30 protein-coding genes are annotated in these 26,004 nt (G+C 58.3%); 5 read left to right on the top strand and 25 right to left on the bottom strand.

The window, feature by feature from the left end; translation table 11 throughout:
• Window positions 1-36: 36 nt before the first annotated feature.
• On the top strand, window positions 37-375 hold the full coding sequence (locus ACXADZ_RS06805) for a TraR/DksA family transcriptional regulator (protein ID WP_475194081.1): 339 nt from the start codon (window positions 37-39) through the stop codon (window positions 373-375).
• On the opposite strand, the gene ACXADZ_RS06800 is transcribed toward ACXADZ_RS06805, so the two are convergent.
• The 16 genes from ACXADZ_RS06800 to ACXADZ_RS06725 form a co-directional block, all read right to left on the bottom strand.
• Window positions 356-652, bottom strand: a complete 297-nt coding sequence (locus ACXADZ_RS06800; protein WP_475194079.1) for a DUF7742 family protein — start codon at window positions 650-652, stop codon at window positions 356-358. The genes ACXADZ_RS06805 and ACXADZ_RS06800 overlap by 20 nt on opposite strands.
• Window positions 652-4,767, bottom strand: coding sequence for a baseplate multidomain protein megatron (locus ACXADZ_RS06795; protein ID WP_475194076.1), 4,116 nt, complete (start codon window positions 4,765-4,767; stop codon window positions 652-654). The genes ACXADZ_RS06800 and ACXADZ_RS06795 overlap by 1 nt, the downstream gene beginning before the upstream one ends.
• Window positions 4,767-5,213 (bottom strand): NlpC/P60 family protein, encoded by a 447-nt coding sequence (locus tag ACXADZ_RS06790; protein ID WP_475194074.1) that lies wholly within the window; start codon window positions 5,211-5,213, stop codon window positions 4,767-4,769. Before ACXADZ_RS06790 ends, ACXADZ_RS06795 begins: the two co-directional genes overlap by 1 nt.
• Window positions 5,210-6,097 (bottom strand): DUF2163 domain-containing protein, encoded by an 888-nt coding sequence (locus ACXADZ_RS06785; protein ID WP_475194070.1) that lies wholly within the window; start codon window positions 6,095-6,097, stop codon window positions 5,210-5,212. Before ACXADZ_RS06785 ends, ACXADZ_RS06790 begins: the two co-directional genes overlap by 4 nt.
• Window positions 6,097-6,729, bottom strand: a complete 633-nt coding sequence (locus ACXADZ_RS06780) for a phage distal tail protein, Rcc01695 family (RefSeq protein ID WP_475194068.1) — start codon at window positions 6,727-6,729, stop codon at window positions 6,097-6,099. The genes ACXADZ_RS06785 and ACXADZ_RS06780 overlap by 1 nt, the downstream gene beginning before the upstream one ends.
• A 15-nt stretch (window positions 6,730-6,744) precedes the next feature.
• The gene (locus tag ACXADZ_RS06775; RefSeq protein ID WP_475194063.1) at window positions 6,745-7,407 is read right to left on the bottom strand and encodes a phage tail tape measure protein; all 663 of its coding nucleotides are present in this window, start codon (window positions 7,405-7,407) and stop codon (window positions 6,745-6,747) included.
• Complete coding sequence (locus ACXADZ_RS06770; RefSeq protein WP_475194059.1) at window positions 7,394-7,603, bottom strand: rcc01693 family protein; 210 nt, start codon at window positions 7,601-7,603, stop codon at window positions 7,394-7,396. The genes ACXADZ_RS06775 and ACXADZ_RS06770 overlap by 14 nt, the downstream gene beginning before the upstream one ends.
• Window positions 7,600-7,920, bottom strand: a complete 321-nt coding sequence (locus tag ACXADZ_RS06765; RefSeq protein WP_475194055.1) for a gene transfer agent family protein — start codon at window positions 7,918-7,920, stop codon at window positions 7,600-7,602. The genes ACXADZ_RS06770 and ACXADZ_RS06765 overlap by 4 nt, the downstream gene beginning before the upstream one ends.
• Window positions 7,921-7,924: 4 nt before the next feature.
• Window positions 7,925-8,338: a phage major tail protein, TP901-1 family gene (locus ACXADZ_RS06760; protein ID WP_475194053.1), complete on the bottom strand. Its 414-nt coding sequence runs from the start codon at window positions 8,336-8,338 to the stop codon at window positions 7,925-7,927.
• A gap of 20 nt (window positions 8,339-8,358) precedes the next feature.
• A complete protein-coding gene (locus ACXADZ_RS06755) occupies window positions 8,359-8,772 on the bottom strand; it encodes a DUF3168 domain-containing protein (protein ID WP_475194049.1) in 414 nt (137 codons plus the stop codon).
• Window positions 8,769-9,107: a phage head closure protein gene (locus ACXADZ_RS06750; protein WP_475194045.1), complete on the bottom strand. Its 339-nt coding sequence runs from the start codon at window positions 9,105-9,107 to the stop codon at window positions 8,769-8,771. Before ACXADZ_RS06750 ends, ACXADZ_RS06755 begins: the two co-directional genes overlap by 4 nt.
• Complete coding sequence (locus ACXADZ_RS06745) at window positions 9,104-9,703, bottom strand: head-tail connector protein (RefSeq protein WP_475194043.1); 600 nt, start codon at window positions 9,701-9,703, stop codon at window positions 9,104-9,106. The genes ACXADZ_RS06750 and ACXADZ_RS06745 overlap by 4 nt, the downstream gene beginning before the upstream one ends.
• 170 nt (window positions 9,704-9,873) lie before the next feature.
• Complete coding sequence (locus ACXADZ_RS06740) at window positions 9,874-11,052, bottom strand: phage major capsid protein (protein WP_475194040.1); 1,179 nt, start codon at window positions 11,050-11,052, stop codon at window positions 9,874-9,876.
• Between the two features lie 34 nt (window positions 11,053-11,086).
• Window positions 11,087-11,632, bottom strand: a complete 546-nt coding sequence (locus ACXADZ_RS06735; RefSeq protein WP_475194035.1) for an HK97 family phage prohead protease — start codon at window positions 11,630-11,632, stop codon at window positions 11,087-11,089.
• Window positions 11,633-11,658: 26 nt separating this feature from the next.
• On the bottom strand, window positions 11,659-11,877 hold the full coding sequence (locus ACXADZ_RS06730) for a GTA head formation protein, RCAP_rcc01685 family (RefSeq protein WP_475194032.1): 219 nt from the start codon (window positions 11,875-11,877) through the stop codon (window positions 11,659-11,661).
• Complete coding sequence (locus ACXADZ_RS06725; protein WP_475194027.1) at window positions 11,870-13,030, bottom strand: phage portal protein; 1,161 nt, start codon at window positions 13,028-13,030, stop codon at window positions 11,870-11,872. Before ACXADZ_RS06725 ends, ACXADZ_RS06730 begins: the two co-directional genes overlap by 8 nt.
• 241 nt (window positions 13,031-13,271) lie before the next feature.
• Here ACXADZ_RS06725 and ACXADZ_RS06720 point away from each other — a divergent pair, with 241 nt between their 5' ends.
• A complete protein-coding gene (locus ACXADZ_RS06720) occupies window positions 13,272-13,754 on the top strand; it encodes a hypothetical protein (protein WP_475194023.1) in 483 nt (160 codons plus the stop codon).
• A gap of 95 nt (window positions 13,755-13,849) precedes the next feature.
• Here ACXADZ_RS06720 and ACXADZ_RS06715 read toward each other — a convergent pair whose 3' ends face one another.
• Both ACXADZ_RS06715 and ACXADZ_RS06710 read right to left on the bottom strand, forming a co-directional pair.
• Window positions 13,850-15,136 (bottom strand): DNA-packaging protein, encoded by a 1,287-nt coding sequence (locus tag ACXADZ_RS06715; RefSeq protein ID WP_475198513.1) that lies wholly within the window; start codon window positions 15,134-15,136, stop codon window positions 13,850-13,852.
• A gap of 511 nt (window positions 15,137-15,647) precedes the next feature.
• Complete coding sequence (locus ACXADZ_RS06710) at window positions 15,648-16,028, bottom strand: VOC family protein (protein WP_171090692.1); 381 nt, start codon at window positions 16,026-16,028, stop codon at window positions 15,648-15,650.
• A gap of 39 nt (window positions 16,029-16,067) precedes the next feature.
• Between ACXADZ_RS06710 and ACXADZ_RS06705 the strand changes: the two genes are divergently transcribed.
• Together ACXADZ_RS06705 and ACXADZ_RS06700 are read left to right on the top strand one after the other, a co-directional pair.
• Entirely contained in the window at window positions 16,068-16,604 is a 537-nt protein-coding gene (locus ACXADZ_RS06705; protein WP_475194016.1) for a winged helix-turn-helix transcriptional regulator, read from the top strand.
• 314 nt (window positions 16,605-16,918) lie between these two features.
• A complete protein-coding gene (locus ACXADZ_RS06700) occupies window positions 16,919-18,184 on the top strand; it encodes a DEAD/DEAH box helicase (RefSeq protein WP_171185815.1) in 1,266 nt (421 codons plus the stop codon).
• Window positions 18,185-18,269: 85 nt separating this feature from the next.
• Here ACXADZ_RS06700 and mltG read toward each other — a convergent pair whose 3' ends face one another.
• From mltG to fabD, 7 genes are all read right to left on the bottom strand, one after another.
• Window positions 18,270-19,427: an endolytic transglycosylase MltG gene (gene mltG, locus ACXADZ_RS06695; protein ID WP_475194011.1), complete on the bottom strand. Its 1,158-nt coding sequence runs from the start codon at window positions 19,425-19,427 to the stop codon at window positions 18,270-18,272.
• Window positions 19,428-20,693 (bottom strand): beta-ketoacyl-ACP synthase II, encoded by a 1,266-nt coding sequence (fabF, locus tag ACXADZ_RS06690; RefSeq protein ID WP_171185820.1) that lies wholly within the window; start codon window positions 20,691-20,693, stop codon window positions 19,428-19,430. It abuts the gene before it with no gap.
• 194 nt (window positions 20,694-20,887) lie between these two features.
• Complete coding sequence (locus ACXADZ_RS06685; RefSeq protein ID WP_475194007.1) at window positions 20,888-21,631, bottom strand: 1-(5-phosphoribosyl)-5-[(5-phosphoribosylamino)methylideneamino]imidazole-4-carboxamide isomerase; 744 nt, start codon at window positions 21,629-21,631, stop codon at window positions 20,888-20,890.
• A 123-nt stretch (window positions 21,632-21,754) separates the two neighbouring features.
• A complete protein-coding gene (locus ACXADZ_RS06680) occupies window positions 21,755-22,294 on the bottom strand; it encodes a GNAT family N-acetyltransferase (RefSeq protein ID WP_171185824.1) in 540 nt (179 codons plus the stop codon).
• 138 nt (window positions 22,295-22,432) lie between these two features.
• The gene (locus ACXADZ_RS06675; protein WP_050602116.1) at window positions 22,433-22,666 is read right to left on the bottom strand and encodes an acyl carrier protein; all 234 of its coding nucleotides are present in this window, start codon (window positions 22,664-22,666) and stop codon (window positions 22,433-22,435) included.
• Window positions 22,667-22,874: 208 nt separating this feature from the next.
• Entirely contained in the window at window positions 22,875-23,612 is a 738-nt protein-coding gene (fabG, locus tag ACXADZ_RS06670; RefSeq protein ID WP_171090708.1) for a 3-oxoacyl-[acyl-carrier-protein] reductase, read from the bottom strand.
• 42 nt (window positions 23,613-23,654) lie between these two features.
• Complete coding sequence (fabD, locus tag ACXADZ_RS06665; protein WP_475193998.1) at window positions 23,655-24,593, bottom strand: ACP S-malonyltransferase; 939 nt, start codon at window positions 24,591-24,593, stop codon at window positions 23,655-23,657.
• A gap of 174 nt (window positions 24,594-24,767) precedes the next feature.
• Here fabD and ACXADZ_RS06660 point away from each other — a divergent pair, with 174 nt between their 5' ends.
• Window positions 24,768-25,988 (top strand): cytochrome b/b6 domain-containing protein, encoded by a 1,221-nt coding sequence (locus ACXADZ_RS06660; protein WP_475193995.1) that lies wholly within the window; start codon window positions 24,768-24,770, stop codon window positions 25,986-25,988.
• Window positions 25,989-26,004: the final 16 nt, after the last annotated feature.

Below are 26,004 nucleotides of genomic sequence, written 5' to 3'. Positions count from 1 at the left end.
ACCAAACGCAAACCCGTGATCTGCAATGCAACAAAAATGAATGAGTTCGAAAGCTCATATTTTGAAACAAAAATTCGCGAGCGACTGGCCGAGTTGGAACAGCTTTCAGCGTCAGGTCAAAAGGCGCAGGCTGTCGTTGAACTGGATCAACAAGCGGTTGGCCGACTGAGTCGCATGGATGCCTTGCAAAACCAGGCCATGGCAAAGGCGCAACAAACCAATCGCGATATTGAAAAAAGCCGTCTTCAAGCCGCCTTGGTACGCATTGAAGAGGAGGAATACGGGTATTGCGAGGATTGCGGCGACCGAATTCCAGACGCGCGGTTGGCGCTGGACTTGGCCGCCAGCAAATGTGTCAGCTGCGCTGCCGGGTGACTAAGAATTTGGAAAGATGGTGCAGAACCGTCTCAAAACATTGGCAATACTGCAAGTCGTCGAACCCCGGCTCATTCGCCAGGGTTCTGTTTCGAGCAACGGCCATCAGCGAGCCGTTGCCGTAAACGGGATGAAGTCGCCCCGTGCGTTCAAGATGCCTGTCAGCCAGTTCTGCTTCATGAATCATCCGAACGCATAAACGTGTCCGGTCTGCCTGAGGAGTTGCCAGCAAAGCACGCGCTGCGGCACTGACATCTCCGTGCAGGACCGGCCGCATCAGGCTGACTGCCCCACCAAAAGACGGGTTGACGGACCGGGGCCGTAGACGGCTGACACCTGCGCCACTTCGACCTCATACGCGCCGGTCGAACCGTCCGCCGCCTTCATTGTTGAGGAATAGGTCCAGCGTGGTTCCGCGATCAGGTCTTCGCGCAGCAATGTTCCATCTGCACGGATGCGCACCAGATAGGATTCGGTTTCTTCGCCCAGAGGTATCTCCAGCCCCGACCAATCATCCGCGTCCAGACGCGCACGTCTGATCCATGAAAATGCATCGCCGGACAGACCGGCTTGAACTTTCAGGTGCACCGGTGCGTAAGGACGCAATCCGTTACCATCGAAAGACGCGATCAGATGTTGGAAAGACGGATCATCGTAACTGCGATCCACAGGCCCGATGCGGTAGTGTTTGGCCATCCGACGCTCATTGCGCAACAAACTTGTCTGCTGGATCTGAGAATTCAGAAGAACAAAAACTGAGCCATCCGGCCAGACATCCGGCATCAACGCGTCAGTGCCCAACTGCCCCCTGAGACGCCCGGACAAGGCGTAGACTCCGGGCGCTTCGAGAACCGCATCAGAAAACTGAAAAACCTCCCAGTTGCCCGGCGACCCATCGCCGATAGCAGCCAGATTCAGGCCATTCAGAACTGAACCACGGGGGCGGGATTCCAACTGGCCCGACACCAACTTGATCCGCAACGCCGGACCCTCGTCCCACACACCCGCGCTGGCACGATACAGCGGGGTTTCGGTGACACCAACAATCGCTTGGCCCTGGATTATGTCGCCCAGCGCGTAAGCTTCGTCACTTGACGAGGTATAGACCGCAGCCGCGCCGGGCCACGGATCGCCCGTGACAGCCAGATAAGGGGCATGCGGAATTTCTGCGCCAGTGAACAACGGCAGGTCCAGAAAAACCGGCAGCAAAGGGGTCGGCGCAGCATAGGGTTTCACTGTCGGGGCATCTTCGCGCAGGTCCGAAGCCTTGTAGACACCTTGTTCGACCCGAACCGCCTCGACCAGTTGCAGGTCCGATGTTTCCAGTCGGTCAATGCGGTAAATCGGGCTGTTTTCGACCTCTGACAATCGCACCAGACCCCCGGCACCCAGATGTATCTGCGACGGCGGCAGCGCAAAGCGCACGGTATCACGCGAGGCCCTTGCCTCACTCAGCCAGCGTTCCGCGGTTTGACGACCCTCTGCCCGGGTCATCGACAACGGCATTTCATTCACCGAAACGGAATGGGTTTTGTCCTGAGGGAGTACGGCCTCTTCTGCGACCAGATCATGGTCCGCATCCGACTGCACAAAGCGCAGGCGAACCCGACCAGTCATCTCGGCCTCGGCCTCACGCCGATGTTCAACCGCGCCTTCCAGATCGCTGCTGATCGCCAGCTGATCAGGGTTGAGTGCGACCGCACCGTAACCGTCGCGCATCTGAAACCGCAACTGACCGTCCCGTTCAATTGCATCAAACCCGTAACGCAGCATCAGTGGTTGCAAAGCGGACCGCGCGTTTGTCACATCTTCGATCACATAGCCCCGAACCACACCGTGAAGCCGCGAAACATCGATGGCTGTCACCCCTGCCCCATGGCAGATTTCGGTCACTACAGATGCAAGCGTCCGCGACCCGGACCGCCCGTTCAGCCAATGCCCTCTGGCATAGTTTTCTCCATCGTCCCATTGGCTCTGCAGATTTGGAAATGTTGGAAACGGACGGGTATCCCACGCCCAAACGTACGCGTTCGCCAAATCCAGCATCCGAGCGCCATATATACGTGACACTGGATTGACTGCGGGATCGCTCCAATATCCTAGTGTCGCGGTCAAATACTGCGCCTGAATGTAATCATCCCTCAATCCGTTCGAATAAGCTGGCAAAAGCGACTCCGAGGACTTGGGGTCGAGGAATTTATTTGGCTGGTTTGTGCCTTTGTCGATTGCCGCACAGCCCAGTTCCGTGAACCAGATTGGTTTTGAACCCGGCACCCAGTCTGTCGGATTGGGTTGTCGCACACCACCGATCCTTTCGTGATGCGGGTTCGACCACCAATTGCGCAGGTCTTTATAGCGCCAGACCCATGCCTCTCCATGCGCCGCGTCGTCGATAGGGGTTCTGATCTGCGCGTCGGCCTCTTCTGGCGATGCGTAGTACCAGTCATACCCTTCACCACCCTCGATGTTGCTGCGCAGGTATTCGAGGTCATAGATAGAGGGGGCACCGGCCTCAGCATCCACATGCTTTTCACCATCGCGCCAATCAGACAGTGGCATGTAGTTGTCGATGCCAATGAAATCGATGTTATCGTCCGCCCAAAGTGGATCGAGGTGAAAATACCTGTCGTTGCTGCCTTCTGGCTGATAGCCGAAGTACTCGGACCAATCCGCCGCATAACTGATCTTCGTATGCGGCCCCAGAATCTGACGCACTTCTGCCGCCAGGGCACGCAGTTGCGCAACGGCAGGAAAGCCAGAAGCACCGCGTATTTGCGTCAGACCACGCATTTCGGATGATATACAGAAGGACGACACACCACCTGCTGCTTTGCACAGCATTGCGTAGTGCAGAATAAAGCGGCGTAGGCTCCATTCCTGTGGCCCGGAATAAGAGATGATTTCCTTGGCGACAATGGGGTCTTCAGGAACGCCAAGCCCCGCAAATAGTCCGTTTTCACCGAACCAAATCAACTCTCCTCGCCCCCGGTCATCTGGGCGCCCCCCAAGCAGTGGCGGGGTAAGTGTTTCGCCTTCAGAGTTAGTGTCCGGGTCAAGTGCCTCGCGGTTGATTGTAAAGTCCTGCGCCCGCGCTGTTCCAAAGAAGGCGGCCACCTGAGCGTCTGCGGCAGCTGTCTGATCCGGTGACCCGGCACGCCCGGGTGCCACGTTCAGCGTGATCCGCCCGCGCCACGGCAAATGTGGCTGGGTCGTTGCGTCAGACCAAGGGTCTGGTAAGCCGTTGCCCTTTAACTGCTCCATCAAGATAAATGGATAGAACATGACCCTTTTACCGGTCTTTTTTAGATGCCGGATCGCCTCGACCACAGCTGCATCCGCAGGTGTTCCACCATAGACCGGGCGGCCATTCTCTTTGGCCACGACGCCCGCAGTGCCTCGTTTCTGGTCTGACACAGCCCAGGGCATATCCCTGCTATCAATGCTTTTTTGCTCAATCTTGGGACGTATCTTGCAAGCGCCACACCTCAGGTCGTTCCCGAACCAGGACACGACCAGAGAGGCCGCGTCGCAATTGGGCAGTTCTGCGTTCAAAACGCGTGTCGAGGCCAGGAAATCGGTCGTGCCAGACGCTGAATGCGCGTTGGTAGCCCAGCTTTTCCCTTTGTTCTTAAAATTCACCTGTGTCGTAGCCAATGTGTATTCGCCAGTTCCGGGAATCATGGCGACCCCCCGCACGATCTGAGAAACCGCGCTACCATGATCCGGCATGCCACGCTGTGTGTGCCGTACGACTTCAAATGAAAACTGCGGCACGCGATTGCCAAAGGCGGCAAGAGGAAAATCCTCGATCACCACATACGCCGTTCCCCGATACGCGGGCACCGTGCCTGCGCCCTCAATGGCTTCAATTAAAGGGTCGGGTAATTGATTTTTCGTGCCCCGATAGATCCGCATGTTGAGGCGGGATCGTTCTTGCTCTTCCCCGTCCGCCCACACACGACCCACATCCGCAATTTCGCCTGCACTGACGGCGATAGCCAACGAAACCGAGTAGCTATACGAGATGGTTGTAACTTCGGGGGTACTAGGCGTTCCTTTGCCACCGCCACCGCCCCCCTCGGTCGTCGATGTCTTTGTTTCAAGGAAGTCCGAGGCCCAGATAACCTGCCCACCTACGCGCATGCGCCCAAACACCGTGCTAACCGGTGCGCCCTCGCCCGTTTCCGTAAGCCTGAAGCGATCCATGCGCCCGGTTTCGACAACTTCGCTACCGCTGCCCATGACCGATTGGCTGAAGAACCGCTGGTCAATGACCCGGCCGATCGTGGCACCAACAGCCCGCCCGATGATGGCGGTAGACAGGCCAGCAATCGTGCCGCCAATCGAACCGCCCAGCGCAGCGCCTGCTGCGGAAAGAAGAATGGTAGCCATCAGCGGTCCTCCATCGGGAATTCAAAACAGGAAACGACCCGGCGCTGCCACGGTGCACTCAGAGCATTCTCGACAACGCCGCGACGGGAATAAGCATGAATGAATCGTGGGGTGGGCTGCGTCGCGCTGACAATGCCCAGATGTTTGGCGACACTGCCATCGCGCATCCGAAACAACAGCACATCTCCTGGTGCGAAACGCGATGTCGGCTTTTCAACCAGATGCCGTTGCGCCGCTGCCCACATGCGTTCTTCGCCCTGCGGCTCGGACCAATCCAAGCTGTAGATTGGCACAGCTTCGGGTTCTTGCCCGATCAATGCACGCCACACGCCACGCAACAATCCCAAGCAATCCGTTCCTGCCCCTTTAACTGACGCTTGATGAATGTAAGGCGTTCCCAGCCAACTGCGCGCCTCCGCAACAATTTCCTGTCTGTACAGTGTCAACGCAGGCTCCCTCCGCTGTTGGCTTTGCCTTTTTTGGGAACGGCCATGACCCAATCTTCCCCCGGAAGATCCGGAAACCCTTGAAAGTTCAGAACGTTGTTGAACTTGACCCGGCAGGTTCGCACGCGTTTGTCACAACCGGCCCGCAGCCGGACGGTGTCACCTGCGGCAAGAGTTTCACCAAACCCAGACCACAGCGTAATTTCACGCCCAACGGCCGTTACACGATCTTGCTTGATTGAGGCCCATAAACCCTTTGCTTTGCCGGTCACAACGTCTACCCGACCGCGTTCGAACCAGCCGTCCGCAACGGATGCCCCGCCTTTCACCAATAGAACGGTTCCACCGTCAAAGCCGGTGACATTGCCGTCGATCCAATATCCAGGGGTGTCCATATTGAACCGGCAGCTTTGATCGCCCAAAACAGCCGTACAGGGTTTCTGATAAATACGCCCCAAAGGCCGGTTCAGCAGGTCCGTCAGACCGCGCAACTCAGCATGAAACGCGCCGCCCGCGCGACGCAATTCACCGATAGAGCCGCGGAACTGCAACACGCGCTGGTCCAGATCAGCCCAATTGACCAACCAGGCCCGAACTTCTGCTCCGTCAAACCGCCCTGTCTCGATATCCTCTTCGCGAATTGATGCATCCGAAAGCGCGCCCATAGCTTCGGTGTTGTCAATCGACAGGCCGGTCGCCTGTTCGATGGCAGCCGCCGTCAGCCCGGAACTGGCCTTAAAGGTCAATCCTTCAAAAGTCAGCTCCATGTCATGATCTGTGAAACCGTATTCCTGCCCATCTGTGCGTTTGATCGCCCAGCACCGGCACACCGTTGTCATCCCGCTCTGCAAATGCGCCTGCAGGCCTTGAGTATCCCCAGCCATCAGACACGCACCTCGACCACCGGAACATTCGGCACATCACCGGCTTGGAAACTGGCTACACTTGTCTGGATTTTGTCGGTGTCGAACCGCACCGGCACGTCAAATTCAAACCCGGCGGTAATATCAATCTCTTCCGGAGGTGGATCCCCAAACATGATCTTGCCAGTCGACAGATCGACTTCGAAATCAACACCCTCGCTGATCTCATCCTGATCCAAACCCAAGCGCACTGTGCCCAGCACCGGTTTGACAATGGGGCGCGCATAGCTGACCCCGCCCGAGCTGTATGTCTTGATCAATTGGAACTCGGTGGTGACACCATCCCCTCGGGCAATCACCTGATCCGAGAAATCGACCTCCAGCGTGGCCTTGCCGGATTTGAAATCCGACCAATCCTTCCATCGGAATCCGAACATCTGCCCCTGCCGTGCCTCGAAAAACGAGATCATCGTTTCGATATCGTCCAACGATCGCATTCCCAACCCCGCATCGTAACGGCGTCGAGAATGCGCCCAGGGCGTATTGCGTTCTTCGAACCCATTGGCCAACGTCACGATATCCGTGCGCCGCTCGGGCCCACCGACCGAGCCAAAGCTCAGACTGGCGGGAAATCTCACCTCGTGGAAATTCATGACCTACTCCCTGATTTACCTGTTGCGATTGCCACGCCCCAAAGCACGACTCATCTGCGAGGCGATCTGCCCCTGAGATCTGCGGAACCCCTGCACGTCGGGCGTCGTTATATTCATCACCACATTCACGGCACGCCCGCCGCCCTGTGTGCGGACCCCCAGCTTGCCGTCGGCTCCCCTTGCCAGCGGCATGATCGCCTCGGGCCCCGCCTCGCCCATCAGTCCGGTACCGCCGCGCATCGGGAACATGGTTGGGCCGCTGACAACACCACCATTGGCAAAGGGCATCACCCGGCCCTGGCTGAAACTGCCGCCGTCGGCAAAGGGCAGGATGCCCTTCACCAGCCCACCGACTGTATTCGCCAACATTCCGCCAAAATGGTCTGTAACGGGTTTGATCGCAGCCGCATAAGCTGTCTGGATCAAAGAGTTCTTCAGAACATCCAACGCATCAGACAGGTTCATCCCATCCAGCACCACACCGTCGAAGGCCTTGCGCAAACCACTGGACATTCCCCGTTCCAATGTCGCGACATCCTTGCCGGTTTCCTCAAAGGCGGCGCTGATGCGCTTCATCTGGCTGTCGAACGCTGCTGCCATGGTTGCAGCATCGCCCAGAGAGTCGCCCAGCGCCTCTCCCCGTTCTTGCAGGTCATCGAACCCATCACGATCCGTCATCACGCTCTCCTTCAATCTTGTCCGGATACGCGGCCAGCAAAGTATCCAACCCCGCCCGGTTCATCGCGGGCATCCCGGCACCCTGCCCCAGCATCAATCCCAACTCCGCCGGGGTCAGACGCCAGAATTGATCCGGCGTCAGACGCAGCCCCAGAAACCCGGCTCGCATCAGGACGGGCCAGTCGAACCCGCTCATGCGCCCTCCGGTACCATGAAGGCACGCGCCAACAGCTCGGCCGCAGTTCTGGCCGCAGCCATGGGGCCGCCTTCAATTTCAGCATGCAGTATGTCGGCACGCGCAATCGCCCAGCCGCCGCCCCGCAATCCCGCCACAATCAGAGCCAACACATCCGCGCTGGAATAAGCGCCACCTTCAAACCGCTGCACCAGTTCAACCAGCGACCCGGCGCTCAGCTCTTGTTCCAACTCCGCCAAAGCACCCAGCGTCAGCTTGAGCACCCTCTGTTCCCCATTGATGGTCAGTGCCACCTCGCCCGTCCACGGATTGGCCATCTGATCAAAGCGCCGTAAAGGAAAGAGCGCCGGCACTTGCCATGCTCATCTCATAGGTCGCCTCACCATTGTGCGAACCGGCGTATTCAATGCTTGTCACCTGAAAGGGCCCTTCAACGATTCCGAAATCGGGGATAACCACCTGAAAACCAGGAGTTTCGCCGTCAAAGAACAATTGCCGTGCGCGTTCGTCTGTGGCTTCGTCCTTGAACACACCTGAACCCGAGATCGAGGCCGACTTAACCCCCGCCCCCGAAAGCAGCTCACGCCAGCCACCCTGGCTCTCCAGCGTTGTCACATCCACGCTTTCTGCGTTGAAACTGATCCGCGTGGCCCGCAGGCCCGCGATGGTTTCGAACAGGCCCGTGCCGTTCATATCCACTTTGACCAACAGGTCTTTTCCGTTCTGGGCAGCCATGTGCTCTCTCCGTTGATTGCTTAGTCGTCTTCCACGCGGGCGCGGAATCTCAAATCGATTTGGCGGACTGCGCCACCCGTTCCTGTGCGCCTGGCGCGGGCACGTTCGAACCAAAGCCCGATAAGGTGCCCTCGGTCCAAACTCAGTTCCGCACCGTCCAGCGCGTCACACACCGCACCGGCCAGCGTCTTTGCCCCGCTGAACCCTGCCGCCTCGGTGACCACCGAAATCGTGAACCGATGCAGCGCACCAGCGCCCGACCGATCCGAGGCTTCCCGAACCTCTTCGGGACCAAGCGTCACATAGGTTTCAGGAACAGTTCCGGTCGGCACAGCGTCATAGATCGCACCGCCAGATTGGTTGCTAACCTCTGCATCGCCTGAAAGCTGTTGAAACACCGCCGCCTGCAAAGCGGCTGAAACGCCATAGCTCATGCCGCCACCTCGTCATCTGCAAAGCAGGTCAGGTATTGACCTTTTGGATCACGGTCCGCGACCGCGCGGATGACAAACCGTCGGGTGCCTTCGACGAACCTCTGGTCCGGCGTTGGCCGCATCGACGACCCCTCGGGCGCGCCTCGCACGACAATGCGATAACCCACGCGCGACACCGGCACTCCGGCGATGGATCGCTCAGACCCGCTGCGCGCCGTCACTTCAGCCCAAAGGGTGCCCAGCGGCTGCCACGTCTCGGAAAATCCACCCGCGGCATCAGCCACGCGCACGGGGGTCTCAAGCACCAGTTTTCGGTTCAAACGCGGCGAGGTCATTGGCCCACTCCTGCGCCAAAACGCACCATCCGGTAGCGTTGGATCAGGCTGGTAACGCCGAACGGCATACAGCCATCGCCCAGCGCCGTTTCATCGCGGTATTCGTAGTAATGCGCTGCAAGCAGCAGAACAGCCTGTCCCAGATCTGCCGGCAGACCAGCCCAATCCGCGGCCATTCCGGCGGTGAAATCGATCTTTACACGACCACCGGTCGACACCTTCGGCAACATAGCTCCCGCCGGTCGCAACCGAGGGCTCTGACTATCTCGTTCCAACCGATACTCACTTGCATCAACAACACTGTCTCCGCCAACCGCATCGGTCACTGTCACCACGTCAATAGACCGAACCGGACCAGCTGGCAGAGCTTCACCCGCCGCATCGCGCCAACCATTCAAACTCCAGGAAAAAGCACGTTCAATCAGCATTTTGCCCGTACGCGCTTCAATCGCTGCAATCGAGGCCCGCAGAAAGCCCTTCAATACTTCGTCCTGCACATTGTCCTCGGCAAAGCCCGTGCCCAGCCGCAGATGCGCCTTGAACTGATCCACCGGCAGCGCCGCATCCGCGATGGCGGTTTCTTCGATCAACATCATCCATTCACTCCGCAATCTCGGACCCCTCCGGGGCCGCATTCATGAAAATGACGGGCACGCGCCGCCCCACGTTGCTCGGACGGAGGGGAGCAGCTAGACAACGCGGGGGATCTCACCCCGGCCCGCGCCCGCCGCCCGAGGGGCCACAGGCCCCCCGGATCCGTCACCGCTTAGGCAGTGCCGAATTTCAGCAGCTTGATCGCGGCAAAGTCGCTCACGTCACCGCCCACGCGCTTGGTCGCATAGAACAGAACATGTGGCTTGGCGCTGAACGGGTCGCGCAGAACGCGCAGGTCGGGGCGTTCGGCGATGGTGTAGCCCGCCTGGAAATCGCCAAATGCAATGGCATAGCTGTCCGAGGCCGCATCTGGCATGTCCTCGGCAATCAGCACCGGATAGCCCATAAGACGCGCAGGTTCGCCAGCGGCCAGACCATCAGACCACAGGAAACGCCCATCACTGTCTTTCAACTTGCGGATCAGACCCGCGGTTTTCGAGTTCATCACGAAAGTGCCGTTGACGCGGTACTGCGCGCCCAGCGCATAAACAACATCGACAATCGCGTCCGCATCGATACCACCGTCAATGCCGGTCGCAACATAGCCCAGACTACCCCAGGACCAGCTGTCATTTGGCACCGCGCGATGGATCATCAGACCCTTCGGCTTGTCGACACCGTCGCCATTGATAAAGGCCGAGGCCTCGGCACGGGCAAACTTGTCCGCAATACGCCCGGCCAGCCAGCCCTCGACGTCAAACGCGCTGTCGTCCAGAAGACGTTGCGATGCTTTGGGCAGCGCGCTCAACTCGTGCAGCGGGATTGAAATGCGGTCAATCGAAGGAGTACCAGTTTCCGCTGCAGCCGCGCTTTCATCCGCCCAACCTGCGCCAACGTCTGTGTGATCGATCAGCACGTCAAACGAGTTCGCCTCAACATTCACCACCGACGCAATCGAACGGATCGAAGCTGTCGAGTTCAGCACCGACTTGATTGTCTCAGCGGTTTGCGGGTCAACCAGATAGCCACCATCGCTGTTTACCGCAGTCGAAAGCGACTTGGCCTCCATCTCAAGACCACGCAGCCCGTCATCCTCGCCAGATCGCACATAGGCGTCGAAGGCCTTCTGATGCGGTGCACCGTCTTCGATGGACGCCGCAAGATGCGGGCGCGCCGCGATGGTTGATTTACGATCCAGCATGGTCAGTCGCTCTTCTGTCTGTTGCATTTTGATTTTAACTTCGGCCTTGAGGCCCTTGAATTCATTCACGAAGCCAGCCATCGCCTGCTTCACCTCCTGAACCAGGGGCGCACCCTCTCCGGTCAAGGCCGGGGTCTCGGTCTTGCTCATCAGCACTTCCTTTTTGGGTGGGGTTTGAGGCGCGCTAGATCCGCGCCAGCTCCTGCCGGGCGTCCTGGAACACCTCGGCAATACTGCGCCAAGTGTTTTCAGCGTCAGGCTCAAAACCCTTCGCCGCCACCCGCGCACTGGGCAGCATCGGGAAGGTCACCAAGGACACCTCCCACAGCTCCAGTTCCGTCAGGACCCGCTGGCCCTTGTCATTCCTCACGGCCCGCTTGGTGCGATAACCAATCGACAGACCGTCCATTGCCCCCGCACGGATCAGTTCCGCTGCCTCATGGCCCTTTTGCGTGGCCTCCAGCAGTCGACCTTTGACCCAAAGGCCAGTGTCATCCTCACGCACCTCGTCCCAAACGCCGATGGGTTGCGCCGGATCGTGCTGCCACAGCATCTTGACCCGCTGACCCGCCTTGGCGAGCCCCTCCAGCGAGCCGCTATACGCGCCGCGTTGCACCACATCGCTGCCTTGATCGACCTGTCCGAACAGGCTGGCATAGCCCTCGATCACCGCGTCTTCGGACACCGACAAACCGTCTCCAAACCGTGCGAATTTATGCTCTAAATCCATGAACTTCTCCATGTAATCCACTGATTTTACGGCGTTACCGCAAGGAATGACTGAAACGCCTGCGCCAGGATCACTGCCGCCACACCGTAGACCGTCAGCCACAACCGACGCTCCAGCCGTTCCATCATCTCTTCGATCTGATCCAGCCGCCGACACAGATGCGCGTGCTGGATCTCGGCCACCCGCTCATGCGCGGCCAGACGCAAGCCCGGCGCGCATTCGAACGAGGGATACCCCTCAGTCATCGGGACGCTCCGGCAGACCAAGCAGCGTGCGTTTCTCGGCATCGCTCAGGAAATCGGCCCCGTTGACCCGCGCCCATTGCGCGTCGCGTTCCGCCGACAGCGCGGGCACCTGATCCAGATCGGGCTTCAACACCAATTCCTCACCGGCAAAGCCCGCCAGCCAGTCCGACACCGCCGCCGCCACCCGCGTCACCAGGGGCAGCACTGTCAGGCGATAGAACGCCCGGTTGGCCTCCTGATAGTTCGAATAGGTCGCGTCGCCTTGGATCCCCAGCAGCATCGGCGGGACCCCAAAGGCCAACGCGATCTCGCGGGCAGCGGCTTCCTTGGTCTTTTGAAACTCCATGTCCGAAGGGGAAAAGCCCATCGGCTTCCAATCCAAGCCCCCTTCCAGAACCATCGGACGACCCGCATTCCGCGCCCCGCGATAGTTCTGTTCGATCTCATCCGACAAGCGCCGGAACTGATCCTCGGCCATCACCCCATGGCCATCGCCCTTCCACACCAGCGCCCCCGAAGGACGCGCTGCATTGTCCAGCAGCGACTTCGACCACCGAGACGCGCTGTTATGCACATCAATCGCCATCGCCGCCGCCTGCATGGGCGAGAACCCGTAATGATCATCCTGAGGATGGAACGATTTGATATGACAGATGTTTTCCGCCGCAAACCGGTGCTTCTTGCCGCCCACCGCGTAATCATACGCCTTGGGCCAGCCATCCGCGCCCGGCACCACGCTCATCCGGTCGGATCGCAACACATGCAGCTCAACCGGCAGGCCTTCCTCGGCCTGAACCGCCTCAACATAAGCATTGCCCGACAGCAACAACTGCCCGAACAAGGCCTCCATCAACTCTGCCCGCCCCTGCGCCGCATTCGGTCGGCGCATCAGCGACAGGATCGGATGCACATCAAACCGCTGCGTCTGATCCTGCAACACCAAGGGCAAGGCCGCCGCCGCTTCGGCAATCAGCTTGACCGAGCGAAACCCCACCGGGTTCCCCGAAAACCCCGTCCGCGTCAGCGACACCGCATCCCGAGGGCTCCACGCCACGCGCCCGCCCGTCTGCCAAGCCACCACAGGCCCCGCCGCGCTCGCCTTCGCCTCGGGCGCTTCCTCAGCCGATCCACGACGCAAGAAATCGAATACCATCTGTGCTCCTTTCTGCCGCCGCTCTGCCCGGCTTGTTGAAAGGAGTTATGACGGAAAGTAGTTTAGGGCTTGGGAATGGGGCGTACGGGGGGTGAGCAACGGCTATCCTAAAACTCCACTGCCTCTGCATTAGAACGAATAACCTTTGAGAGCTAAAATATGTTCAACCCTTAACTTGCGGATTTGGCTCAACTTCTGTACCGCTCAATGTCTTAGATGCTACTACTTTTTGGCTAATGAGATGTTCGCTATTCGCTTTTTATATCTTGTGATACTGTCAACTATCGCCAACATTACATCGGCACACGCTCAAGTCGGTGACCTTCCGAAGGGTATTGCGATTGGAAAAACGCTTCCAGAAATAGAAGCAGCGGGTGAAGCAAATGGATGGGCACTCGCACACGGTAGTTGGTTCCCGGAGACTAAGACAGTAGAAGGTACCGATCTAACACTCTATTTTTGCGACCAAACGCTCTGGACAATTGATGAACACTTTCCCGGAGGCTTTAAAGAATTCGTCGAAATAATACTTCGGCTGGAAATTGAGCACGGAGAAGCAGAAACTGACGTGTCATTCCTTCCGGCCCCCACATCGCTTTATTTGGCCGACGCAAATTTCAAAACTACGGATGGCCTAGAAATCAATGTGCAAGTTTATACTAAAGACGACCAGATGACTCTATGGTCACGGACTTCAACTGTTGCCATGTGTGACGCCGATTGACTTACGATCGCGATCTGACCGAAACGCTGTAAATCAATCCACGTGTACCATAACACAGAGCAGTGATTGCATAGAGGGATGTCATCTCTCAATCCTTACAAACTCCGCACCCGAGGCCGCCGATACACCCCCGCAGGTCCCACGACCAACTCATGCAGCGCCCAGACCAGTGCGTCGACACGGTCGGGCGAGCCCTGCCCCTCGAACCCGCGCGCAGTCATCTGGCACATCTGCTCCTCCAACGCGTCCAAGCCGGTCACATGGCTGACCCGCCCCTGCTCGTACAACGCCGCCACAGGCTCGGCCCGCGCAACCTTGCCGCGGGATGCCCGCACTGCCCGGAACGGGACCAGAGGGTCCACCTGCCGCACGACCTCTTCCACCAGTTGCCCACCCTGATTGACCTCGGCCACCAGCCGTTCGGCCCCGAACTCATCCATCGCGTCAATCGCCGCCTGCGCCCAACCAGCAGGCCCAACGCCCTGCACCGTGCGGTCGGCCAGCACATAGGCGCGCCACTCTTCAGGCGGACCCTGTACCTGCGCTCCAACAACCAAGATCCCGCAAGCATCCGAACCTGAACCGGATGTCACCGCCGGGTCCAGCGCGACCACAACCCGATCCAAATCGGGCACCTGCGCACAGCGCGCCGCATCCAACATCGACCCTGTCCACAGCGCCCCCTCGGCATCCGACAGCAACACACCGTCCAACTCCTGCCGGCCCAGCCGCGTGCCCGCATACCGTGCGCGCACCTCTTCCAAAAACGAGTCCGCCAGATTGGCCCGGTTCGCCTCGGTCGGCGCATGGGTCTGCACAGTGGAGGGAGACGCTAGCAACGCCTTCAAAACCTTCACGTTGCGCGGTGTCGTGGTCACGCAGACCCGAGGCCGCTCCCCCAACCGCAACGCAAATTGCAGCATATCCCAGGTCTCGCCCGCCTTTTTCCACTTGGCCAGCTCATCCACCCATGCTGCATCGAACTGCGGCCCGCGCAGCCCCTCAGGATCATGCGCCGAAAACGCCTGCGCCTCGGCCCCGTTGGGCCAGATCAGTTTCCGTTCCGACGCCTTCCATGTGGGCCGACGATCCGGCGGCGAGCACTGTAATATCCCGCTATCGCCAAAGATCATCACATCGCGCACCTGATCAAAGGTCTCACCGACCAACGCCACCCGGCTGGCCTCTCCACGATCCAACGGTTTCGCCCCTTCAACCATCGACCGCACCCATTCAGCCCCGGCACGTGTTTTCCCGGCTCCACGCCCGCCCATAATCACCCAAGACCGCCAATCTCCCTCGGGCGGCAACTGATGCGGCAGCGCCCAAAACTCAAACAGGAAAGGGAGGGCGCACAGCCCCCCCTCCCCGATCTCACTCAGAAATCTCTCTCGCACCGCAGCATCGGCGGAGGCGAGCCAACCTGCACCCGATTTCAAATCGAGCGCGCTCAAGGTCGAGCGCGTACCCCCCTTGGGCAATTCCGGCTTGTCTGTGATGTTGTTCGACAAAGCTTGTCTCCACTTTCTGACAACTTCGGATCAGCCCCTCTAACTGCCCGAGTTGCCTGGCTGAACCAGCAAGATCTGCATCCTCCCCGGCACCGATCTGTTTGCGCAGGTCTTCCGCCGCTTGCCGCAGATCGCGAATGGACCTCTCAAGCGACTGCAACAAGTCAGCCGTCTGGGAAATCCGCTCTTCCGGGGTAATCAAAGTCATGTTTGCCTGTGACCTCATGCGTGAGTTTTCTCCGCACGAGAGAAACGAAAAACGGCCACCGGGTTGCCCCGCGGCCGTTGCCCACTTCTTCTAGCATAGCACAATCAGTAGATAAAAAAGAACGCAATGTCAATGTGTTAAGCAACACGCACGCAACACGCACCGTTCGCAGCGTTAAGACTGTCCGCCCGATAAATCCTGCGCCAACATCAAAGCATTCATGTCCGGATCATAAAATGTTGCCGTGCTGACCATCCCTTCAATCGTGTCCGTTTCTCCGTCGAATTTAACTCCGGCGTTCTCCAGTTTTTCGCGCGCGTCCACGATATCGGCAACTTCAAAAACGGGGACGCAGTTACCCGGCAAAGCTTCGACTTGCTCGCCCAGACCCAAAGTGACTCCGTCGACACTTGTCCGCATTTCACTCCAACCCGCTTCATCGATGTGATGGATAAGCTCAAAACCAAGTTTGTCGGTATACCAATCGACGCTTACATGCCGATCCCGAACTGACATCGCCAGCGTTATGGTATTTTTCAATGAAACGAGCGGCATAGCACTTTCTTCTTTTTTAAAATATAGTTACTATACTTTATGGACATAAAGACACTTGTCAAGCTGACCTCTCGGGCTTGGTCGTTGAACATACTTGCCCTGCTGCACGAAGGGGTTCCGGGTAGGCAGGCACCACTCTTGACTGCCACCAATGCAAGCCGTACCGCGTTTGCAGCCAGTTTTGCCCACCTCACAGACCTTGACCTGATCGAAAGGAACCCTGGCCATGGGCATCCGCTACGGCCGGAATTCCGGTTGACACCATCCGGGATCGCGACCGCCGAAATTGCCAGCAAAATTATCACTGCTGCTCGCGACAAAGATGAAACCAGTCTTTTGCGAAAAACATGGACCGTTCCGGTTCTGGCTCTAACGGACCGGCCCCATCGGTTTTCGACCATCAAATCGGGACTTTCGATCATTACAGATCGGGCGCTGTCATCGTCACTCCATCAGCTGGAGGCACAAGAATGGATCAGGCGTGATATCAACACAGCCGGGCGGATGCCGTTTCCGACATACCGCGCAGTAAAAACCGGTCTTACCATCAACAAGGCTGTGGGTCTAACGCTATAACTCAGCAACCACGCCAAGTGTTGTTTTCGTATCGGCAAGGCTTCTTAAGTCACGCCCGAGGTTGACATTTCCGAGCTCAACCCTCATGTCCCCTCAAAGCCAAGCGCTGCAGCGTGAGCCTTAGCGGACCTTGTCCGCCCCACAGCGCCCGATCCACCCATAGTTCCCCATCACGCAGGGTTCTTGACGCGACGACCGGACAGCGCAGGGTGCGCCTACCCGTCCCGAGGTCTCGCACAACCCCTGCAGGTCGCCGCGCGCGACCCGTCACGACCTGTCCGTGGGCAATAGCTCCGGACATAAAGGATAGTTTTTTGTTCGACTTCGACATGCTGGGTCTTGCCCCCGCACTCAACAAAGCGCTGAAAAGCGCCAATTTCACACAGCCTACCCCGATTCAGAACCAAGCCATCCCGCTTGCGCTGAACGGCCACGACATTCTGGGTCTTGCCCAAACAGGTACCGGCAAGACACTGGCCTTCGGCCTGCCTCTGATTGATCACCTGCTGGCTCAGCCTGGAAAACCTGATCCCAAGACAGCCAAGGCGTTGATCCTTGCGCCGACCCGCGAATTGGTGAACCAGATCGCCGAAAGCCTGCGCGTCTTGACCAAAGGCACCAAGCTGCGCGTTGGGACAGTTGTGGGCGGACAATCGATCAACAAGCAGATCATGTTCCTGGCGCGTGGCACAGATATTCTAGTCGCCACTCCGGGTCGCCTGATTGACCTGATGGACCGTGGCGCCGTCGATCTCAGCTCGGTTCGCCATCTGGTTTTGGACGAAGCTGACCAGATGCTGGATTTGGGGTTTATCCACGCCCTGCGCAAAATTGCACCAGCGCTGGGTACTCCACGCCAAACCATGTTGTTTTCGGCTACCATGCCAAAACAGATGGAAGAGCTTAGCCGCGCGTACCTGACCAACCCCCAACGGGTTCAGGTATCGCCTCCAGGCAAGGCCGCTGACAAGATCACACAGTCGCTGCACTTTGTGTCGAAACCCGGAAAACCAGCAAAGCTGCGTGAAATACTCTCACGAGACAGCGATGCGCTGACATTGGTGTTCACCCGCACCAAACACGGGGCCGAACGGTTGATGAAGGGTCTGGTTGCCGATGGGTACAACGCGGCTTCGATCCACGGCAACAAAAGCCAGGGGCAAAGGGACCGCGCGATCAAGGCGTTTCGCGAAGGTGAGGTAACCATTCTGGTGGCCACCGACGTTGCCGCGCGTGGCATCGATATCCCTGGCGTTGCTTATGTTTTCAATTTCGATCTACCCGAAGTGCCTGACAACTATGTCCACCGGATCGGCCGCACGGCGCGTGCCGGGCGTGAAGGTGAGGCCATTGCATTTTGTGCACCTGAAGAAGTCGATCTGCTGCGTCAGATTCAGAAACTGATGAAGATCGAAATTCCCGTCGCAAGCGGCACAATGCCTGAAGGTGTTGAACCCCAAAAACCAGCGCGCCGCCAAAATAATCGCCGTCGTGGGTTCAAACCCAAACCAGCCAATGGCGATGGAAAGCCTTCGGCTGGAAAGGGTCGCCGACCCCGCCGCAGACGCCCTGCCGCTTAACACCAAAAGCCAATACAAAAAGAAACGCCGACGTCGGATATTCCTCTGACGTCGGCGTTTCTTTTCGTAGTTTTGAAATTTGGGTCTAGTTTCCCGAGTTCCGCTCGGCTTCAATCTCGCGCCACTTGGCAACGTTACGGTTATGCTCCTGCAATGTCTCTGCAAAGGCATGACCGCCCGTGCCATCGGCCACAAAGAACACAAAGCTGGTGTCATCCGGCGCAACGGCGGCCTCAAGACTTGCCAAACCGGGGTTCGCAATCGGGGTCGGCGGCAACCCATCGATCTGATACGTGTTCCACGGCGTTGGGCGATTCAACTCACTGCGCCGCAAACCCCGACCCAAAGTGCCTTGCCCCTTGGTCACGCCATAGATGACTGTCGGGTCTGTCTGCAACCGCATCCCTTGATTCAGTCGGTTCACGAAAACGCTGGCCACTTGTCCGCGCTCTTCGGGAACTCCGGTTTCCTTTTCAATGATCGAAGCAAGGATCAGCATCTCTTCGGGGCTTTCCAGGGGCAAGCCATCCTGACGGTTTTCCCAGGCCGCATTGATCCGAAGCTGCTGTTTGTCTTGCATAGCCTTCAGGACATCATTGCGGTCCTGACCAGCCACAACATCATAGCTGTCCGGGGCCAACATACCCTCAGCCGGTATCTCAGTCACTTCTCCGGTCAGCGCCTCAAAGGACTTCAACGCTTCAACCACCTGCCATGAGGTCACGCCTTCGGCCAAAGATACGCGATACCGAGTGTCCGCCTCATCACGCTTTTCGGTATAGGCTGCTGGGGCCTCTTCCTCCAAAGCATCAAAAGACGCGATTTCATCAAAATCCAACGTCGCCGGGTTCAACTCGCGTACCCGTGTCTGGGCACGGGTCACGCCGATGCGGTATTCGATCTCGGATCCACACGTGCTGGCCCCGCTGCTGGTGATCTCGGCAATGATCTGCTCCATCGACGCGCCTTCGCGTACCAGAAAGCTACCGGCTTTCAGCTGCTGTGCGCGGTCCGTATAATCCGCAGCCATACGGAACAGCGTTGCATTGCGGATCGCGCCCTGATCTTCCAGTTCCTGACTGACACGCGTCATATTCGACCCGCTTCTGACCTGTAGGCAGATAGCGGTTTCAAGCGGGCCGTCCGCTTTGTACTGAGATTGCCCCCAAAGGATCAGTCCGCCCATCAGGAACAGGCCGACCACCAACATGGTCAGCGCATTCGAAGCAATGGCCCGCCACATTTAGCTGACCTTTCCAAAGATCACGCTGGCATTGGTACCGCCAAACCCGAACGAGTTTGACAGAGCCACGTTGATCTCACGCTCGCGCTTGGCATTCGGTGCCAGATCAATCGGTGTTTCGACCGCCGGGTTGTCCAAGTTGATCGTCGGCGGCGCAACTTGATCCCGGATCGCCAGGATCGAGAAGATCGCTTCAATCGCGCCTGCAGCCCCCAGCAAGTGTCCGGTGGCCGACTTCGTCGAGGTCATTGTGGCGTTTGACGCATGATCGCCCAGCAGGCGTTCCACAGCACCCAACTCAATCGTATCCGCCATGGTCGAGGTGCCATGCGCGTTGATGTAGTCCAGATCTTTCGGCTCCAGCCCGGCACTGCGCAGCGCGGCCTTCATCGAACGTTCGGCCCCATCGCCATCCTCTGACGGTGCGGTGATGTGATAGGCATCACCCGACATGCCATAGCCCAGAACCTCGGCATAAATCTTCGCTCCACGCGCCTTGGCGTGTTCGTAGTCTTCCAGAACCACGATGCCCGCGCCCTCACCCATGACGAACCCGTCACGGTCGACATCATAGGGACGACTGGCTTTCTTCGGGTCGTCTGCATATTTCGTCGACAGCGCCTTACAGGCGTTGAAACCTGCAATCCCGATCTCGCAGATACAGCCTTCGCCGCCACCTGCAACCATGACGTCCGCATCGCCCGCGCGGATAATCCGGCTGGCATCGCCAATCGCATGGGCGCCAGTCGAACATGCCGTCACAACAGAGTGGTTCGGTCCCTTGAACCCGTGGCGGATAGACACCTGACCCGAGGCCAGATTGATCAGAGCTCCCGGGATAAAGAACGGAGACACCCGGCGCGGACCCTTGTCGCGGATCAGATTGGCTGTATTGGCAATCGAGCCCAGTCCCCCGATACCCGAACCAATCAGAACACCTGTCCGCAGGCGGTCTTCCTCATCTTCTGGCAACCAGTTCGCGTCCTTGCAGGCCATTTCCGCAGCCGCGATCGAATACAGGATAAAGTCCTCGATCTTGCGCTGTTCTTTCGGCGGCATCCAATCATCGGGATTGAACGTTCCGTCGGTTCCATCCCCGCGCGGCACCTCGCAGGCATAGGTCGTTGTGACCCCGCTGCCGACCGCATCAAAGTGCGTGATGGGGCCTGCGCCGGATTCTCCGTCCAGCAACCGCGACCATGTTTCCTCGACCCCGCTGGCCAAAGGAGTGACCAATCCAAGACCGGTTACAACGACTCTGCGCATGAAGTGCCTCTTGCCTGCTTCCTGTTATGAGAACCGCTCATACCCCGGCCCGGGGTGCGGGGGCAAGAGCAAGGGCGATTTCCGCACCGGCATCCAGCCGCCGATCACCCAGAGAAACGCGTATTTTAAAGAAAACACAGTACCCGCCCTTTCACGCGCGCAGCAGAAAAGGCGGAATGGTTTGTTTATTCGGCTTATTGGAACTGCGCCACTGGCTCGTGTGCGGCCTTAGCCATCTCCAGAGCATCTGATAATTCCAGCGACTTGCGGAACAGCGCCCGCCCGACAATTGCGCCCGAAATGTTCGGGATATAGGCCAGACGGGATATATCGTCCGCCGTGCGCACGACTCCGCTTGCAATCACTGGGGTCCGGGAATGACCGGCAATCCCGGAAATCAGACCAAGCTGCGCGTCTACATCTTCCATGTCGCTATCGATATCCGTGACGACAATCGCTGCAAACGGAACGCCCTCAAACGCGTCTATAAACGCCTCGGGGGTAAAGGCGCTTTGGTTGCGCCAACCATCTGTCATGACATATCCCTGCCAGACGTCGACAGACAGCACGATTTGGTCCGGATACAGCTTGGCCAGCTCTTTGACCAGATTCGGCTCCAGCGCGGCCAAAGTGCCAATGACAACGCGCCCTACGCCTTTGTCGATCCAATGCTCCACCTGTTCCCGCGTGCGCATACCACCGGCCAGTTGCACAGGAATCTCAGCTCCGCGAATGATTTCCTCGACCAGTTCGACATTGGTATCTTTGCCTTCAATCGCGTCGAAATCGGTCAGATGCATCCATTCGGCACCCGCCTCAGCCCAGCTCCGCGCGGTTTCAACCGGATTCACGTGCCAGATCATCGCGTTATCCAGACGGCCTTTGTCCAGCGTGACACACCGGCCGTTCTGCAGTTCCATCGTGGGGTAAATCCTCATGAGCCTGTTCCTCCGCTCAATCGCTCTGAAAATCCCCGGTAGCATAGGTCGAACGTTCCAAACCCGATTTACCGGGATCGGCACAGTTTGGCCATTTTGCGGCATACAGGCGAACTGGCGGAATTACGCGCGGGCGGGTGGTCCGTTGCGCCGTAACAAATGCACCGGGGTTTCATTATACACCCCTTCGCGCATCAAAACATAGCCCAGCTTTTTGGCCAGCTTTTGGGACGACAGATTGGATGCGTTCACCATCGCCACCAAAGGCCCTGGAATCACACGGTCGAACCAGTCATGAGCCGCCTTGGCCGCCTCATACCCCAACCCTTGACCTTGTGCCTCGGGGGCCAGAATCCAACCTGCTTCGGGGAAGCCATCAAAATCCTCGCCCAAACGTCGGTTGCCATAAAAGAACCCCGCCTGCCCAATCAGCGTGCGCGTCGATTGCTGCATCACGCCCCATTGGCCAAACCCGGCCATTTGCCAGTGCCCGGCATTGCGCAGAAAAGAGTCCCACGCTTCGCCTCGCGATCGGGGCGTACCGCCAATGTGCTGCACGACACACGGGTCACGCCATATTTCAGCGAACCGTTCAAAATCCTCCGGACGCATGGCGCAGAGGGTCAAACGCGCGGTATTTATCATTGGAGTGGATCTTATCATGCCCTGTCCACTTTGAGTTTTGCCTCAATGGAAACAGTGCGCAGTGGAAAATGGCCACGCAAGTGCGAATTTTGCGCGGACATAAAAAAACGGCGCCTCCGTTGCTCGGAAACGCCGCTTTTGATCAGAAAGAAACGTTTAGGACGCTTCGCTGATGAACTTGACCGCGTCGCCGAAGGTCTGGATGGTTTCGGCTGCGTCATCGGGAATCTCGATGCCGAACTCTTCTTCGAACGCCATAACCAGCTCAACGGTGTCCAGGCTGTCTGCGCCCAGATCGTCGATGAAAGACGCGTTTTCCACGACTTTGTCTTCTTCAACACCCAGGTGCTCAACAACGATCTTCTTAACGCGATCTGCGACGTCGCTCATGTCTATTCCTCATTCCTTTACAGGGCGGTCTGCCCGATTCTGCCCTTGCCCGCACGGGTTGGCCTTGATTTGCCCGTTTCGGGCGGTTTGGGTCCCGGGAAACCGGGAAAGTAGAAGGCCGACCTGAAAGACCGGCCCCGCATAGATGCGCCGCCTATAGCATAGTCGACGCGAGAGGCAAACGCTTTCGCGTCCGCCCCTGTCGCGATCACAACATGGCCATACCGCCGTTCACATGCAAGGTACTTCCAGTGACATAACCCGCCTCGGGGCTTGCAAGGTACAAAACAGCCGCAGCAATTTCTTTAGGATCGCCCATGCGACCCGCAGGAACTTTGACCAACAGACCCTTTTTCTGTTCCTCGGTCAGTTTCTCGGTCATAGCCGTCGTGATGAATCCCGGTGCCACAGCGTTCACTGTGATCCCACGCGTTGCAACTTCGTGGGCCAAGGCCTTGGAAAAGCCGATCATTCCGGCTTTAGACGCCGCATAGTTCGCCTGACCAGGGTTACCGATTGCAGCCACCACGGACGAGACATTCACGATCCGGCCCCAGCGCGATTTCATCATACCCCGGATCACGCCTTTGCACAGTTTCATGGTCGAGGTCATGTTCACGTCAATAACGCTCTGCCATTCTTCGTCGGACATGCGCATGAACAGGTTGTCGCGTGTGATTCCAGCGTTGTTGACCAGAATGTCCACCGATCCCATCGCCGCGGCCGCCTGCTTTGGCAACGCCTCCACGGCTTCCGGATCGCTCAAATTGCAGGGCAGCACATGCGCGCGCTCGCCCAGATCATCTGCCAGGGCTTGCAGTGGTTCGACTCGCGTACCAGACAATCCAACCGTTGCACCCGCGCCGTGCAGTGCACGCGCAATGTCGCCACCGATACCACCCGATGCACCGGTGATCAGCGCATTCTTACCTGTCAAATCAAACATACAGTTTCCCTCTTGGTGCGTCCGCAAAGACGCGCATTTAGCTTACAATTCGGCCTGAAGGGCCTTTTGAACATCTTCCGGCGTGCCCACAGCTTTGCCCGCAATGGCACGGTCGATCTTGCGGATCATACCAGACAGCGCTTTGCCCGCGCCAATCTCCCATGTCTCGGTCACCCCCTGCGCCACCATGAACTGCACGCTCTCGCGCCAGCGGACCGACCCAGTCACCTGTTCGACAAGCAACTGCCGGATCAAATCCGGGTCACTAACCGCCTCGGCGCGTACGTTCGCCACCAAGGGCACAGCGGGTGCCTTGATTTCGACCGCAGTAAGGGCTTCCGCCATTACATCTGCAGCAGGTTGCATCAGCGCACAGTGAAATGGAGCACTTACGGGCAACATAACAGCCCGTTTTGCACCTTTTTCCTTGGCAATCTCGGCAGCGCGCTCGACAGCGGTTTTTGAACCGGACACGACAACCTGGGTTGGATCGTTGTCATTTGCCGCCTGACACACTTCGCCCTGCGCGGCCTCCTCAGCAACAGAGCGCACGGCGTCAAGATCCAAGCCAAGAATGGCAGCCATCGCACCCTCGCCCACAGGCACAGCGCTTTGCATGGCTTGCCCGCGCGTGCGCAACAGGCGCGCGGTGTCAGCGACTGACAACGCTCCAGCAGCGGCCAAAGCGGAATACTCACCAAGCGAGTGCCCCGCCACAAATGCGGCTTTGCTGATCGAAACACCTTCGGCCTCCAAGGCGCGCATTGCGGCCATTGACGTCGCCATCAATGCGGGCTGCGCATTTTGTGTCAGCGTCAACTCGGCGATATCGCCTTCCCAGATAAGGCTGCTCAGTTTCTCACCCAGAGCGTCGTCCACCTCATCAAATATGGCTTGCGCCGCCGGATAAGCCTCGGCCAAAGCTTTGCCCATACCGATTGTCTGGGCGCCCTGCCCTGGAAAAACGAACGCGAGTGTCATTGCAACCTCATGCATACTGTTAGGTTGCGGCGGGGTGTAAACTGACTGCTCGTCTGGCACAAGCGCTGCCTGCATTCTGCATTCTGGCACCGTTGCTGTGCGTCCGCGCTTACTTGTGTCAGTCTCACGCGTCTTTACGTTGGACACGACAGAGAATCCCGGAGTCTTATTTTCATGGCCGCGACCAATTCATTTTCCAGTTACGGAAGCGTTGCAAAAACGTTTCACTGGCTCACAGCCCTTCTGATCCTGACAGCCCTGCCGCTTGGCTGGATCGCAGATAACCTGGCATACGCGGTTCTTCACGCAGACACCGCCCCAACCGAGGCCCAGATCGCCCGCGCCGCGCGCGTCTTTTCGCTGCATAAAACTGTAGGGATCGCTGTCTTCTTCGTGGCATTGGCGCGCATTTTGTGGGCTTTCACACAAACAAAGCCCGGCTTGTTAAATGCAGACAACAAGCCCGAGGCCTTTGCGGCGGAAACCGTTCATTGGCTTTTATACGGTTCGCTGATCCTTGTTCCACTCAGCGGTTGGATCCACCACGCCGCGACAGAAGGGTTCGCACCGATCCTCTGGCCTTTTGGGCAAAACCTGCCGTTTGTTCCCAAGTCTGAAGCCCTGGCCGAGATGACCGGAGTCCTTCACTGGCTGTTCATGTGGGTTCTGGTGGGCTCATTGGCGCTGCACATTGTTGGCGCGCTGAAACATCACGTCATCGACAAGGACAGTACATTGCGAAGAATGCTCCCTGGTCATTCGGACGCACCAGAACCGCCGCATCAACACCATTCACTTGTCCCTGCGCTTGCTGCCGTGGCGGTTTGGGGCATGGTTCTGACTGGCGGCTGGGTCACGGGTGAATTCGCACGCGAAGCCGACGATGCCGACATCGAACTCGCCGAAGTTCAATCTGACTGGCAAGTGCAGACCGGGGCCTTGTCGATAACAATCTCTCAGTTGGGCAGCCCGGTCACCGGATCTTTTGCCGACTGGACCGCTGCCATCACCTTCGACGAACCTGCACAAGTCGGGCCTGCGGGATCTGTGGACGTTAACATAGCCATTGGCTCTCTGAGCCTTGGTTCGGTCACTGATCAAGCCATGGGTTCCGATTTCTTTGACACATCACAATTCCCTACGGCGCAGTTCACTGCAGATTTGTTCAAGACCGAAACCGGGTACGAAGCCCGTGGCCCGCTGACCATCCGCGACAAAACGATGGATATCGTTCTTCCGTTTTCCCTGGAGCTTCAGGGCGATACGGCCACCATGTCGGGTTCTGTTGAACTCAACCGGTTGGATTTCAACGTCGGCACGTCACAGCCGACCGAAGAGTCCCTGGGCTTTGCCGTCTCTGTTTCTGTCGACCTGACCGCCAGCCGCAGTCAGTAATGCCAACAAAAAACCG

The organism is Ruegeria sp. ABM4_193 (assembly GCF_056158705.1).
Note: the sequence above shows the minus strand (reverse complement) of the source record. Positions and strands in the feature narration are given on the sequence as shown.